The 13732-nt window shown below is 69.2% G+C and carries 15 protein-coding genes; 13 read left to right on the top strand and 2 right to left on the bottom strand.

What is annotated here, in order from left to right:
* The first annotated feature begins 157 nt into the window (after positions 1-157).
* From ACREEF_RS02155 to ACREEF_RS02115, 9 genes are all read left to right on the top strand, one after another.
* Positions 158-787 carry a hypothetical protein gene (locus tag ACREEF_RS02155; protein WP_431563972.1) on the top strand — a complete coding sequence of 210 codons (630 nt, stop codon included), beginning with the start codon at positions 158-160 and terminating at the stop codon, positions 785-787.
* Between the two features lie 98 nt (positions 788-885).
* The gene (locus tag ACREEF_RS02150) at positions 886-1227 is read left to right on the top strand and encodes a hypothetical protein (RefSeq protein ID WP_431563971.1); all 342 of its coding nucleotides are present in this window, start codon (positions 886-888) and stop codon (positions 1225-1227) included.
* 42 nt (positions 1228-1269) lie between these two features.
* Positions 1270-3111, top strand: coding sequence for a M14 family metallopeptidase (locus tag ACREEF_RS02145; protein WP_431563970.1), 1842 nt, complete (start codon positions 1270-1272; stop codon positions 3109-3111).
* A 2-nt stretch (positions 3112-3113) separates the two neighbouring features.
* The gene (locus ACREEF_RS02140; RefSeq protein ID WP_431563969.1) at positions 3114-3509 is read left to right on the top strand and encodes an MAPEG family protein; all 396 of its coding nucleotides are present in this window, start codon (positions 3114-3116) and stop codon (positions 3507-3509) included.
* Between the two features lie 44 nt (positions 3510-3553).
* Positions 3554-4900, top strand: a complete 1347-nt coding sequence (locus ACREEF_RS02135) for a TldD/PmbA family protein (protein ID WP_431563968.1) — start codon at positions 3554-3556, stop codon at positions 4898-4900.
* On the top strand, positions 4897-5691 hold the full coding sequence (locus ACREEF_RS02130; protein ID WP_431563967.1) for a 3'(2'),5'-bisphosphate nucleotidase CysQ: 795 nt from the start codon (positions 4897-4899) through the stop codon (positions 5689-5691). The genes ACREEF_RS02135 and ACREEF_RS02130 overlap by 4 nt, the downstream gene beginning before the upstream one ends.
* A gap of 28 nt (positions 5692-5719) precedes the next feature.
* On the top strand, positions 5720-5956 hold the full coding sequence (locus tag ACREEF_RS02125; RefSeq protein WP_431563966.1) for a DUF4170 domain-containing protein: 237 nt from the start codon (positions 5720-5722) through the stop codon (positions 5954-5956).
* A gap of 97 nt (positions 5957-6053) precedes the next feature.
* On the top strand, positions 6054-6239 hold the full coding sequence (locus tag ACREEF_RS02120) for a hypothetical protein (protein WP_431563965.1): 186 nt from the start codon (positions 6054-6056) through the stop codon (positions 6237-6239).
* Positions 6236-6454 carry a hypothetical protein gene (locus tag ACREEF_RS02115; RefSeq protein ID WP_431563964.1) on the top strand — a complete coding sequence of 73 codons (219 nt, stop codon included), beginning with the start codon at positions 6236-6238 and terminating at the stop codon, positions 6452-6454. The genes ACREEF_RS02120 and ACREEF_RS02115 overlap by 4 nt, the downstream gene beginning before the upstream one ends.
* A 16-nt stretch (positions 6455-6470) precedes the next feature.
* Here the strand turns inward: ACREEF_RS02115 and ACREEF_RS02110 are convergent, their stop codons facing one another.
* On the bottom strand, positions 6471-7136 hold the full coding sequence (locus tag ACREEF_RS02110) for a fused DSP-PTPase phosphatase/NAD kinase-like protein (protein WP_431563963.1): 666 nt from the start codon (positions 7134-7136) through the stop codon (positions 6471-6473).
* A gap of 91 nt (positions 7137-7227) precedes the next feature.
* Here ACREEF_RS02110 and ACREEF_RS02105 point away from each other — a divergent pair, with 91 nt between their 5' ends.
* Genes ACREEF_RS02105 through lpxK form a run of 4 tightly spaced genes read left to right on the top strand, consistent with a single transcriptional unit; the run spans position 7228 to position 12115 of the window.
* Entirely contained in the window at positions 7228-9093 is a 1866-nt protein-coding gene (locus tag ACREEF_RS02105; protein WP_431563962.1) for an ABC transporter ATP-binding protein, read from the top strand.
* Entirely contained in the window at positions 9090-9776 is a 687-nt protein-coding gene (locus tag ACREEF_RS02100) for a lysophospholipid acyltransferase family protein (protein ID WP_431563961.1), read from the top strand. The genes ACREEF_RS02105 and ACREEF_RS02100 overlap by 4 nt, the downstream gene beginning before the upstream one ends.
* A 3-nt stretch (positions 9777-9779) precedes the next feature.
* Positions 9780-11081, top strand: coding sequence for a 3-deoxy-D-manno-octulosonic acid transferase (locus tag ACREEF_RS02095; protein ID WP_431563960.1), 1302 nt, complete (start codon positions 9780-9782; stop codon positions 11079-11081).
* The gene (gene lpxK / locus ACREEF_RS02090; RefSeq protein ID WP_431563959.1) at positions 11078-12115 is read left to right on the top strand and encodes a tetraacyldisaccharide 4'-kinase; all 1038 of its coding nucleotides are present in this window, start codon (positions 11078-11080) and stop codon (positions 12113-12115) included. Before ACREEF_RS02095 ends, lpxK begins: the two co-directional genes overlap by 4 nt.
* Before the next feature lie 109 nt (positions 12116-12224).
* On the opposite strand, the gene ACREEF_RS02085 is transcribed toward lpxK, so the two are convergent.
* Positions 12225-13541, bottom strand: coding sequence for an amidohydrolase family protein (locus ACREEF_RS02085; protein ID WP_431563958.1), 1317 nt, complete (start codon positions 13539-13541; stop codon positions 12225-12227).
* Positions 13542-13732 lie beyond the last annotated feature (191 nt).

The raw sequence follows: 13732 nt of genomic DNA, 5'->3' as shown, positions 1-13732 counted from the left end.
TCGCCGTCGCTGTGCCGCCCCCGCCCTTCTCCTTGCCAAGGAGCACCGCATCGACGGAGGACTGGGAAGAATTCCGGAGCCCGACCTTCCCCGCCGCCGACTGGTGCGGCGGCGGGTAACCGTCTAGCTTGCCCCGCGTCTAGGTCGGGGGGCTGCATTGAGCGCGTTCGAGTTCTTCTTCAGCTTCTACGGCCTGTTGCTGGGCCTGTCGGTGGCCGAACTGGTCGGCGGTTTCGCGCGCGTGCTGCATGAGCGCGAGCGCATCCGCTTCGGCTGGCTGACGCCTGCGCTCGCCCTGTTCGTGGCCATCGACATCGCCACCTTCTGGAACCAGGCCTGGGTCATCTTTCGCGGAGCCCCGTTCAACACCTTCCTGCTGTTGGTCAGCCTGAGCATCGCCGCAACCTTCTATGTGGCGGCCAGCGTCACCTTCCCGCGCGTCTCGGCGGAAGGCGCCCACGAGCGCATCGACATGGATACCCACTTCTGGGCGCACCGGCGGCTGGTCTTCGGCTGCATCCTGGCCGCCAATCTGATCGTCGCCGTCATGGTGATCATCCTGGGTCAGAGGAACCCGGGGTTCGCACGAGTGGCCAGTTCCGTGCCCCTATGGACCGGCGTCGCCATCTTCGTAGTCGGCACCGCCACGGCGGCCTTTGCGCCCTGGCGCCGGGTGGCGGTGGGGGCCCTGGCCGTCGTCCTGCTCTACAGCCTGTGGCAGATGGCCCGTTCGGCGGCGGCGCTGGCGGCAGCGGGCGGATGGGCGCCGATGAGCGGCGGCGGCTAGAAATACCTGCGATTAGCCAAATGTGGCGCAAATACGATTTTCAGATGACGAAGTCGTAATCTCAACGTAGCGTTTCGGGATAGCAATCGGAGCGCTCCATGAAGCCCGCATTCGTCCTGGTCCTGGCCCTCGCCGTGGCGACCCCCGCCCTCTATGTCCCAACGCTCGCAGATGCTCAGGTGCGTGTCGGATCCGGCGGCATGGCCCGGCGCTCGCCGCCTCGCCCGCGTCCGCGCCTTTCGGAGGCCGAACAGGAACGCCTGATCGCCGCCGAGGACGAGGTGTTCGAACTGGACGACAAGATCGCTGACCTTGAAGCCGCCAATACAGCCGAAGGCGGCCTGACCGAGGCGCAGCGCACGGAATGGCAAAGCCACACGGCCCGCCGCCAGGCGGCTCAAGCCACCGTCGAGCGTCTGCGCGCCAAACAGAACGGCTGATCGGGCTTGCCAGGACGAACGCGACGGCGGAAGACAGGCGCCATGCGCACCAGTCTGCTTCTCGCCGCCGTCGCGGCGTTCGCTTCGAGTCCCGCCATGTCCCAGACCCCCTCCGTTCCGAACGCCGCGCCCAATTCAGCGCCTTGGGATCAGGCCTTCCTGCCGCCCGCGCCCGCGTGGAACGGCGCGTCCAAGGCCCTGCTGCGCGACGCCTCCGATCCCTGGGTCACGGCCTTCGAAGCCGATGCTGCGCATGACTTTTCGCCCTCCTACGCCGACACCCGCGCCTGGTTCGACCGTCTGGACGCGGCCAGCGATCTGATCCGCATTGAGCAGTTCGGCGTCTCGCCGGAGGGCCGCCCGATCTATGCGGTCATCGCGTCCAAGGACGGCGCCACGCTGGACCCGAACAAGCCCGTCCTGCTGGCCCAGGCCGGCATCCACCCCGGCGAGATCGACGGCAAGGACGCGGGCATGATGCTGCTGCGCGACATGGCTTTCTACGGCAAGGACGGCCTGCTGGACCGCGCCAACCTGATCCTGATCCCGATCCTGAGCGTGGACGGGCACGAGCGCACCAGCCCTTACTCCCGCCCCAACCAGCGCGGACCGCGCAATCAGGGCTGGCGCCACACGGCGACCAACCAGAACCTGAACCGCGACTTCATGAAGCTGGATCAGGCCGAGATGCAGGCCGTCATGGGGCTGATCCACAAGTATCAGCCCGACCTCTACGTCGACATCCACGTCACCGACGGCATCGACTACCAGTACGACGTCACCTACGGCTACAACGGCGAGGACGGGATCTGGAGCCGCAGCCCGGCCATCGCGAAGTGGCTGGACGACGCCTTCAAGCCCGACATGGACGCCGCGCTGGAGGCCCAGGGCCACATCCCCGGCGAACTGGTCTTCGCCATCGACGACCGCGACCCGAAGAAGGGCATGAACGACGGCGGTCTGGGCGAGCGCTACTCCAACGGCTGGGGCTCGGCGGCGCACGTCCCGACCATCCTGATCGAGAACCACAGCCTGAAGCCGCACGAGCAGCGGGTGCTGGGCACCTATGTCTTCCTGGAAGAAGCGCTGAAGCTGCTGGCCGACAAGTCGCAGACCCTGCGCGCCGCCATCAATGCCGACCGCGCCCTGCGTCCCGCCGAACTGCCCGCCAACTTCGTCGGCGACGAGCAGCCGATCCGCATCCGCCCCTTCAAGGGCATCCTCTATGACACCTATGACAGCGTCGCCTCGGGCCGTCCCGAACTGCGCTGGCTGGGCCAGCCGGACCCGGTGCTGTGGCAGGTGCCCTACTTCGGCTCACACCCGACCCTGACGCTGAAGCGCCCGACCGCCTACTGGGTGCCGTCCTACCGCGCCGACATCATCGCGCGGCTGAAGACCCACGGCGTGCAGATGGAGACGCTGTCCGCGCCGCGCACGGTCGCCGTCGACATGCTGCGCCTGGTCGATCCCAAGGTTTCAAGCCGCACCAACGAAGGCCATGTGCCGATCACGGTCGGCGAGGTCCGCGCCGAGGCCAAGGACTGGACCTTCCCGGTCGGCTCGGTGCGCGTGCCGACCGATCAGCCGATGGGCGACGTCGCCATCCTGCTGCTGGAGCCGCAGTCGAGCGAGAGCTTCTTCGCCTGGGGCATGTTCCCCGAGGTGCTGAACCGCGTCGAGTACATCGAGGCCTACGCCATCGCCCCCCTGGCCGAAAAGATGCTGGCCGCCGATCCGGCGTTGAAGGCCGAGTTCGAAGCCAAGCTGGCCGCCGAGCCCGCCTTCGCCGCCGACGGCGACGCGCGATTGGCCTGGTTCTACGAGCGCACGCCCTTCTATGATCAGCGCTACCGCCTGTATCCGGTCGGACGGGAGAAGTGAGCATGGTCCCTTCGATCCAGGCCGCCGCCCTCTGGGGCGGGATGCTGATCCTGACCCTGCTGGTCCTGTCCAGCGTCGTGGTCAGCCGACGCCGTCGGTTCATGATCGAGTTCGGCGACGGGGGTAATCCCGAGATGACGCCCGCCGTCCGGGCCTTCGGCAACGCCGCCGAATATGTGCCCGCCGGCATCTGCGGCCTGATCCTGCTGGCCTTCGTCGGCGCCCCGCCCCTGCTGATCCACGGCGTCGGCGGCGTGCTGTTCCTGGGCCGCGTCATCCACGGTCTGGGCCTGCTGTTCCAGAAGGGGCCGTCGCTGGGCCGGGTGACGGGCACGGTCCTGACCTGGCTGGCCCTGCTGGTCGCCGCCGTCAGCCTGATCGCCTGGTCGGTGATCTAGCAGCGAGCAGTTGCGGCGCCGGGGCGGGTCCGCCATATCGGGGCATGTCCGAACAGACGCCCTCCCCCGACATCCTGCATGATCTGGTCGCCGCCGCGCTGAAGGCCGGCGCCGACGCCGCCGAGGCCGTCTCGGCCCACCGCGCCTCCCTGTCCGTCGGCGTGCGTAACGCCGAACTGGAAGAGGTCGAGCGCGAGGAGGCCCGCGACCTGGGCCTGCGCGTCTTCATCGGCCGCCACCAAGCCACCGTCTCCGCCTCCGACCTGTCCGACGCGACCCGCGCCCGTCTGGTCGAGCGCGCCGTGGCGATGGCGAAGCTGGCCCCCGAAGACCCCTATGCCTCGCTGGCCCCGCAGGACCGGCTGGCGAAGGGTCCGCACGCCGACCTCGACCTGTTCGATCCGTCCGAGCGCACCGCCGAGGCGCTGGAAGCCGCCGCCGCCGAGGCCGAGGCCGCAGCCCTGGGCGTCGCGGGCGTGTCCAAGTCCGAGGGCGGTCACGCCTCCTGGTCGGCCAGCGAATGGCGTCTGGTCACCTCGCACGGCTTTGACGGTCGTCATAAGGGCAGCGCCTTCTCGCTCGGCGTCGGCGTCATCGCCGAGAAGGACGGCGCCATGGAGCGCGGCGGCGAAAGCCGCGCGACCCGCTACCTGTCCGACCTGCCCGGCGCCGCCGAGATCGGCCTGAAGGCGGGCGAGCGCGCCGTGGCCCGCGTGGGCTCACGCAAGATCGCCTCGACCACCGCCCCGGTCATCTTCGAGAACCGCATCGCCACCCAGGTCCTGTCGCCCCTGCTGGGCGCCATTTCCGGCCCGGCCATCGCCCGCGGCAGCTCCTTCCTGAAGGACAAGCTGGGCCAGCGGGTCCTGCCCGCCGGCGTCGACCTGATCGACGACCCGTTCCGTCTGCGCGGCCTGGGCTCCACCCCCTTCGACGACGAGGGCGTGGCGGTCGAGCGTCGCAACATCGTCGAAGACGGCGTCATCACCACCTGGCTGCTGAACACGGCCGCCGCCGCTCAGCTGGGCCTGGCCTCGACGGGTCACGCCTCGCGCGGTCTGGCGGGTCCGTCGGGCGTCTCGACCCACAACCTGCATCTGGCGCCGGGCGAGCGCGACAAGGCGGGCCTGATGGCCGAGGCCGGGTCGGGCCTGCTGATCACCTCCATGTTCGGCCCCTCGCTGAACGCCAACACCGGCGACTGGTCGGCGGGGGTGTCGGGTTTCTGGTTCGAGGACGGCCAGGCAGCCTATCCGGTCAGCGAAGTGACCGTGGCCGGCAACCTGATCGACCTTTACGCCCGACTGGTGCGCGGATCGGATCTGGAGTTCCGGGGTTCCTTCAACAGCCCCTCCCTGATGTTCGACGCGGTGGCCATCGCCGGAAAATGACCGACCTTCTCTCCGACCTCGAACTGATCCGCGATGCGGCGCTGGCTGCGGGCCGGCTGGCACTCGAGCATCGCGAGACGGGGCTGAAGGTCTGGTCCAAGGAAGGCGGCTCGCCCGTCACCAGCGCCGATCTGGCGGTGGATCAACTGCTGCGCGATACGCTGCTGGGCGCCCGCCCCGACTACGGCTGGCTGTCCGAGGAGACGGCGGACAGCGCCGAGCGCCTGACGAAGAAGCGCATCTTCGTCGTCGATCCGATCGACGGCACCGTCGCCTATATGAAGAACAAGCCTTGGTGGTGCGTGCCCATCGCCGTGGTCGAGGACGGCCGCCCCGTCGCCGCCGTCATCCACGCCCCCATGCTGGGCGAGATGTTCGAGGCCACCCTGGGCGGCGGCGCCCGGCTGCAGGGCCGCCCTATCAGCGCCTCGGACACCGACACCCTGGAGGACGCCGAGCTTCTGGCCGACGCCCGGTTGATGGAGGCGCGCGAATGGGCCGAGCCCTGGCCGGAAATGCGCTTCACCAAGCGCAACGCCCTGGCCTACCGCATGGCCCTGGTCGCCGCCGGAGCCTTTGACGCGGCCATCGCCATCAGCCCCAAATGGGACTGGGACGTCTGCGCCGGCGCCCTGATCGCCGAGGAGGCCGGGGCCAGGGTCAGCGACCATATGGGCCGTCCGTGGCGGTTTAATCGCCCCGATCCGCGACAAACCAGCCTGATCTGCGCCGCGCCGGCCCTTCACCCGTTGATCGTCAGGCGCACAGCGCCTATCCCGCTGGCGATCTGATCTCCTTTCGCAATGGATTGCCCGCTCCATGGCTGACGCCCACGACCCCCAACTGCTTCACCTCGTCATCGGCGGCGAGATGCGCCACCCGGCCGAGCCGATCTTCCGTGACCTGTCCAAGGTCGAATTCGTTGGCGCCTACGGCAATTATGAAGAAGCCAAACAGGCCTGGAAGGCCCGCGCCCAGGCCACCGTCGACAACGCCCACATGCGCTACTTCATCCTGCACGCGCACAAGCTGATCGACCCGCGCAGCGACGTCTGAGGCGAAAGCACGCCTCACGGCAAGGTTTCGGAACCGCACAGGCGGCTGACGCGCTTTCCCGTCAGCCGCCTTTGGCGTTTCTGGAGAGGTTGCCGTCATGATGCCCACCCTGATCGTCCTGCTGCTGGTGATCGTGGCCGTGGCCGTGATCGTCTGGGTGGTGCGGCGCCAGCCGGCGCACGCGCCGCGTCCGGGCGAGGATCAGGACACCGCCTGGAATGACCCGATCACCCCGGCCGAAACCCACCATCACCACCCCCACGAACCGGAGTCGCGGCCATGACCCTGTTCGGCTACACCATCGACGGCGGACAGTTGTTCGGCCTCATCTCCCTGCTGAGCGTCCTGGCCCTGTGGCTGATCGTTCTGGGGCGCGAGCGCCACTATGGGCGCTGGTTCCGCCAGTGGGAGGCCGACCGCAAGGCCCGCCGTGACGCCGAGAACGGCCAGTCCTCCAGCCCCGGCTCCGGTCATGCCAAGCGCGGCCCCTGGGGCTAATTGAAGGGCTGATCGCCTATTCGCGCTTCAGCAGGCGGTCGACGACCAGCTTGCCCCACCAGCCGGCCTTGAACTCGGCGCGGATCGTCTTGGGGTCATAGGCGTCGCTGTCGATCCAGTCCTCGAAGCTGACGCCGGTCGGCTCGACCTCGGCGACATATTTCTCCAGCACATAGTCCAGCACCCCGGTCAGCCCCTCGCGGCTGTGCAGGGTGCGCTTGCCCAGTTCAGACATGGCCGCCGAGATCGGCTCGCCCAGATGGAAATGGCGATACAGCACCGCCATCATCCCGGCCCGGTCCGCGCCGGACTTGCAGTGGATCAGGGCCGGGTATTCGATGGTGCGGAACAGTTCGCGCGCCCGGTGGATACGGTCGCGGCCCGGCGCATCGCGCGAATCCAGCGGGGCGTCGATCAGGGTCAGGCCCAGCTGCTCGCACGCCGCCTTCTCCAGCCAGTAATAGGCCTCGTCGCGCTGACCGCGCAGGTTGATGACCGTCGTGATCCCGCGCCGCCGCCAATAGGCCAGTTGCCCCGGCGAGGGCTGGTTGGTGCGCACCAGGTCCGGCCCCAGCCAGTGGGCGTTGGTGAAGGCCGTGCGCAGGAAGGCGTGATCCGCCCAGAAATAGGACCAATGCGCCTTGAACCGGCCCATCAGTGTTGTCAGATCATAGCGCGCCATAGGCCGCAGATAGCGATGAATCCGCACCGCGTCACCACCAGCTTGACGGCGGCGGCTTGACTTGACGCCCGTCCCGTTCGACCGAGAGCCAATGACCGTTCCCGCGCCCGCACCCAACACCCGCGAACCTCTGCGGCCGCTTTTGGGCCGGATCTGGCGCGACTACCTGTCCCGGCACAAGCGCGCCTTCTTCGCCTCCATGTTCTGTGCGGCGGTTTCGGGCGGACTGACGGCCCTGCTGCTGAAGTTCCTCGAACCCGCGATCGACCTGCTGTTCACCAGGCACCAAGGACCGGTTCAGGTCTGGGGTCTGGTCAGCATTCCGTCGGACAAGGTGCTGATCCTCATCCCGCTGTTCATCATCATGGTGGCGGTCGTCCGCTCGCTGGCCATGGCGGCGCAGGCGGCGCTGGTGAACCGGCTGGGCCACGGCATCGTCGGCGACATCCAGAAACAGCTCTTCTCGGGCATGATCCGGGCCGACCTGTCGCGCCTGCGCGGCCAGCACTCCGGCAGCTTCGTCTCGTCCGTCCTGTTCGACGCCAATCTGGTGCGCGAAGCCTTCACCTCCGGCGTGGTCAACTACACCCAGAACGCCCTGATGCTGCTGGGCGTCATCATCGCCATGGGCTTCATCGACCTGCCGCTGACCCTGATCGTCCTGCTGGGCGTGCCGGTGGTCAGCTGGATCATCCGTCGCTTCGGCAAGAAGTCGCGCAAGGCCGCGCGCGGGGCCATGGTCGAGACCGAGGCCCTGTCCAGCGCCCTGATGGAGAACCTGGACGGCGTCCGCGTCATCAAGATCGAGAACCGCGAGGCCGCCGAGGAAGCCCGCGTCGGCGAGGTCATCGCGCGTCGCCAACGCCACATCATCAGGGGGTCCGACAGCCGCGCCTTCGCCGGGCCGGCCAGCGACATCGTCGCCTACGGCATCGTCGCCGCCGTCATGGCCTATGCCGGCTGGAGCGCCAGCCAGGGTCAGATGACGGTCGGCGCCTTCGCCTCCTTCATCGGTATGCTGCTGCTGGCCGGCCAGGCCCTGCGTCAGGTGACCAACCTGACCACGGTCCTCAGCGAAGGCCTGACCGCCGCGCGGCGCCTGTTCACCGCCCTGGATATCGAGCCTGAAATCCGCGAGGCGACCGACGCCATAGAGCTGGAGACCGGTCCGGTCACCGTGGCCCTGGATCACGTCTCCTTCGCCTATCAGACCAGCGAGGACGGCGCCGCGCCGACCCTGTCGGACGTCAGCCTGCGCGTCGCGCCGGGCGAGACCATCGCCCTGGTCGGCCCGTCGGGGGGCGGCAAGTCGACCATCCTGTCGCTGCTGCCACGCTTCTACGACGTCACCGCCGGGGCCGTGACCATCAACGGCCGCGACATCCGCGAACTGAAGCTGCAGTCCCTGCGCGACCACATCGCCCTGGTGACGCAGGAGCCCTTCCTGTTCGACGACACGGTCGCCGCCAATATCGCCTACGGCCGCAAGGGCGCGACCGCCGAGCAGATCATCGAGGCCGCCCGCGCCGCCGCCGCCCACGACTTCATCGCCGCCCTGCCCGAGGGCTACGCCACCCGCGTCGGCGAGGCCGGGATGCGGCTGTCGGGCGGTCAGCGCCAGCGCATCGCCATCGCCCGCGCCTTCCTGAAGAACGCCCCCATCCTGCTGCTGGACGAGGCCACCAGCGCGCTGGACACCGAGAGCGAGGCCCTGGTCCAGGCGGCGCTGGAACGGCTGATGCAGGGCCGCGCCACCCTGATGATTGCTCACCGCCTGTCGACGGTTCAGAACGCCGACCGCATCTATGTCATCGAGGCCGGCCGCGTGGTCGAAAAGGGCAGCCACGCCGCCCTAGTCAAGAAGGGCGGTCTCTACGCCCGCCTGGCCCGGCAGCAGTCGCTGGACGGCCCGTCGCCCGTCGTTGCCTCGCCCCTGCCCGACGAGACCGGCGCATGAGGCCGCTGCGCAACCCGATCATCCAGACCTCCATGGCCTGGATCCTCTCGGAATGGATGCGGTTCTGTTATGCCACCATCCGCTGGGAGCATGAGAACGAGCAGGTCGCCGAAGAGGCCTGGGCCCAGGGCGGCGGCGTGCTGTGCGCCTTCTGGCACTCCCGGCTTGCCCTCGCGCCTGCCTGCTGGCCGATGAAGCGGGCGCAGCCGATCAAGGGCCTGGTCTCGCTCAGCGCCGACGGCGAATTCTTCGCCAAGGCCGTGGGACGCCTCGGCATCCCCGCCGTGCGCGGCTCCTCCAGCAACAAGGACAAGGCCAAGCAGTCCAAGGGCGGCACCCAGGCCCTGCGCGACGGCCTGAAACAGTTGAAGGTCGGCGGTCTGGCCGTCACCCCGGACGGGCCGCGCGGCCCGGCGCAGCAGATGGCCGAGGGCCTGCCGCTGATGGCCAAGCTGTCAGGCGCGCCCGCCCTCTTCATCGGCATTTCGTGCAAGCCCGCGATCCGGCTGAACAGCTGGGACAAGGCCGTTCTGCCTCTGCCCTTCGGCAAGGGCGCCATCGTCTGGGACAAGGCCTGGTATCCCGAGGGCGCGGAGATGTCTGAGGTCGTCGCCGACTGGACCAAACGGCTGACGGCGGTCGAAGCCCGCGCCGACGCCATCGTCGGCCTGAAGCGGATCTAGGCCGTGATCTTCAGCCCCGCCCTGATCGCCTATCGCCTGCTGACCCGACTGATCGAGCCCCTGGCCCCGCGCCTGCTCGACGCCCGGGTCAAGCAGGGCAAGGAAGACCCGCAGCGGGTCGACGAGCGCCTGGGCCTGGCCGGCGTCGCCCGTCCCGCCGGGCCGCTGATGTGGATTCACGGCGTCAGCGTCGGCGAGGCCCTGTCCATCCTTCCCCTGGCCGAGCGCATCCGCAAGGACCGGCCCGACGTGACGGTCCTGGTCACCACCGGCACCCTGACCTCGGCGCAGATTCTGGCCCAGCGTCTGCCGCCCGGCGTCATCCACCAGTTCGCCCCGGTGGACAGCCCCGGCGCCGTCGCCGCCTTCCTCGACCACTGGCGGCCCACCGTCGGCGTCTTCGTCGAAAGCGAGCTGTGGCCCAATCTGCTGACGGCGGCCAAGAAGCGCGGCGTGGCCCTGGCCCTGGTCAGCGCCCGCATCACCGACAAGACCGCCGAGGGCTGGAAGAAGGCCCCCGGCATGGCGCGCGCCCTGATGGCGACCTTCGCCCATGTCTGGCCCCAGGATCAGGACAGCGCCGATCGGCTCACGGCCCTGGGCGCCCGCGTCGACGGCCAGGTGAACCTGAAGCTGTCCGGCGAGCCCCTGCCCTATGACAAGGGCGAGTTCGGCCGCCTGTCGGCCCTGATCGACGACCGCCCCGTCGTCGTCGCCGCCAGCACCCACGAGCACGAGGAAATGGCCATCGTCGGGGCGCTGGACCATCTGGCCGACCGGCTGTTCCTGATCGTCGTGCCGCGCCATCCCGACCGCGCCGACGAGATCGCCCGGTCACTGGCCCAGGACGGCTACAGCTTCGCCCGGCGCAGCCTGCGCCAGCCGGTGACGGATCAGACCGACATCTATCTGGCCGATACGCTCGGCGAACTGGGCCTGTTCATGCGGCTGGCCGACGTGGTGGTCATGGGCGGCTCCTTCGCGCCCGCGCTGGGCGGCGGCGCCGTCGGCGGGCACAATCCGCTGGAGCCGGCGCGTCTGGCCAAGCCCGTCGTCACCGGCCCCGACGCCAGCAACTGGGCCGCGGTGACGCGGATGCTCAAGCAATCGGGCGGACTGGTCTCCGTCCTGTCGCCAGCCGAACTGCCGGGGAGCGTCGGACCTCTGCTGGCCGATCCCGACGCGGCGCGCGACATGGGCGAGCGCGGCCGCCGCGCCGCCGCCGAGGCCGCCGCCGGGCTGGACCGTTTGTGGCTGGCCCTACAGGCCCACCTGCCCGCCGCCCCGTCGCGAGGCCGCCGATGAAGCTGAACACCCCCCGCTGGTGGTACAGCCGCGACCGCCGCCATGCCCCGATGACGCGCATGCTGCTCAAGCCCGCCTCATGGCTCTGGGCCGGGGTCACCGCCCGCCGCATCGCCCGCGCCACGCCCGTCGATCCCGGCGCGCCGGTCATCTCCATCGGCAACCTGACCGTGGGCGGTTCGGGCAAGACCCCGATCACCCGCGAGGTCCTGCGCCTGCTGCACGCGCAAGGGATCAAGGCCGCCGCCCTGTCACGTGGCTATGGCGGCGCGCTGGAAGGCCCGGTTCAGGTCGATCTGGCCGTCCACACCGCCGCCGACGTGGGTGATGAGCCGCTGATGCTGGCCGCCGACGCCCCCGCCTGGATCGCCCGCGACCGCGTCGCCGGGGCGAAAGCCGCCGTCGCCGCCGGGGCCGAGACCCTGGTTCTGGACGACGCCCATCAGAACCCGACGCTGAAGAAGACCCTCAGCCTGATCGTCGTCGACGGCGAAACGCGCGGCGACGAATGGCCCTTCGGCGACGGCTCGGTCTTTCCGTCCGGGCCGATGCGCGAGCCGTTAGCGGCCGGACTGGCCCGCGCCGACGCGGTCGTCGTCCTGCTGCCCGCCGACCTGTCCGAAGCCGACCCGGAACTGGTCGCGACCTTCGGCGCCCTGCCCGTCTTCATCGCCCGGCTGGAGCCCGCCGTCGCGCCGCCGTCAGGGCCTCAGGTCGGCTTCGCCGGCATCGCCAAGCCGTGGAAGGTCGAGCGGTCGCTGATCGCCGCCGGTTGCGACCTGAAGGACTTCGTCCCCTTCCCCGATCACGCCGAACTGTCGGAGCGCGACTTCGCCCTGCTGACCGATCGGGCGGCCCTGTTCGAGGCCGGTCTGGTGACGACCGAAAAGGACTGGGTGCGTCTGTCGCCCCAATGGCGCGGACGGATCGTCGCCTGGCCCGTGGCGGCCCGACTGGAACAGGAAGCGGCCTTCGCCGGCTTCCTTGCCAAGGCCCTTCTCCCCTTGCGGGAGAAGGTGGCAGCCGAAGGCTGACGGATGAGGGGTCGCGCCGCGCTTGCCAACGCCCCCTTTATTCAACCGCCAGAAACCCCTCATCCGACCCGCTGACGCGGGCCACCTTCTCCCGCAAGGGGAGAAGGACTTAGTCGGCGCGGAAGACCTGCCCGCCCTTCATCACGAAGCGCACGCGCTGCAGCTCCGTCACGTCGCTCAGCGGATCGCCCGAGACGGCGATCAGGTCGGCGGGCATCCCCGCCGCCAGACGACCGGCCTCGTTCGAGATCTTCAGGTGCTCGGCGGCGCCGACGGTGGCGGCCTGAATGGCCTCCAGCGGGGTCAGGCCGGCGCGAACCAGAAGGGCGAACTCCCGGGCGTTGTCGCCGTGGGCCGAGACGCCGGAGTCGGTGCCGAAGGCGATGCGGACGCCGCCGTCATGGGCGCGGCGCGCCATGTCCAGCATCTTGGGACCAGCCTCCAGCGCCTTGGCCGTCTGGGCAGGGCTGAAGAAGTTGTCAGGGCTGGCGGCCACGCGCGCCACGAAGTCGCCCGCCATCAGGGTCGGCACCAGCCAGGCGCCGTGCGACTTGAACAGCCGCATGGACTCGTCGTCCAGATAGGTGCCGTGTTCGATGGAATCGCCGCCGGCCTTCAGGAATGCGTTGATGCCGTCGACGCCGTGGGCGTGGGCCGTGACCTGACGCCCCATCCGATGCGCCGAGGCGACGATGGCGGCCAGTTCGTCCTCGCTGAACTGCTGGGCCAGACCCGCCGCCGTATTGGACAGGACGCCCCCGGTGGCGGTGATCTTGATGATGTCGGCGCCGCTGCGGACCTGAAGGCGCACGGCCCTCATGCAGTCCTCGACGCCCGAGCAGACGCTTTCCGGCGACAGGACATGCATGATGTCCTCACAATAGCCGTTGATGTCGCCGTGCCCGCCGTGCACCGACACCGCCGAACCCGAAGCGATGATGCGCGGCCCCGGCACGTCGCCGCGCCGCACCGCGTCGCGCAGGGCGAAGATGGCCTCGTTGCTGGCCCCCAGGTCGGCGACCGTGGTGAAGCCGGCGTTCAGGGTGCGGCGAGCGTAGCGGGCGCCGATCATGGCCTGGGTGGCCTCGGACTCCGTCACATTGTCCAGACGCGAGGTCGGGCTCTGCTGGCTGGTCAAATGGACATGGCTGTCGATCAGTCCGGGCAGGACGAAGGCGCTACGCAGATCGACCACCTTGCCGTCGCCGACGAAGCCGTCGCGGATTTCGACGACCTGGTTCCCTCTGATCACGAGAGTTTTATCGCGCAGCACCCGGCCGCTGGCCGGATCGGCCAAAAGCCGCCCCACTTGAACGAACGTCGTCGGCTGTTCGGCGGAAACCGAAGGGGCCGCAGGGGCTTGTTGCGCCTGTGCGGACGTGGCCGCCAGAACGGCAGCGGTCACAATCAGAGCCAGTTTCTTCATCGGTCCCTCCCAGAACTACTGGCGTCACCTTAGCGGGTCGGCGGCTTTCGCCAAGGCTCAGGTTGCGTCGTTACGGGGCTTTGTGAAACAAGCCGTCACAGTTGTTTAAATCGTGCGAGGGGCGTCGCATGCGGCTTTCCAGACGTGGCTTGATCTTGGGCGGTTCGGCCCTGCTGGCGGGATGTTCCTCC

The organism is Brevundimonas sp., from assembly GCF_050729455.1.
Taxonomy (GTDB): Bacteria; Pseudomonadota; Alphaproteobacteria; order Caulobacterales; family Caulobacteraceae; genus Brevundimonas.
The sequence above is the reverse complement of the archived record's forward strand: the minus strand, read 5'-3'. Positions and strand labels throughout refer to the sequence as shown.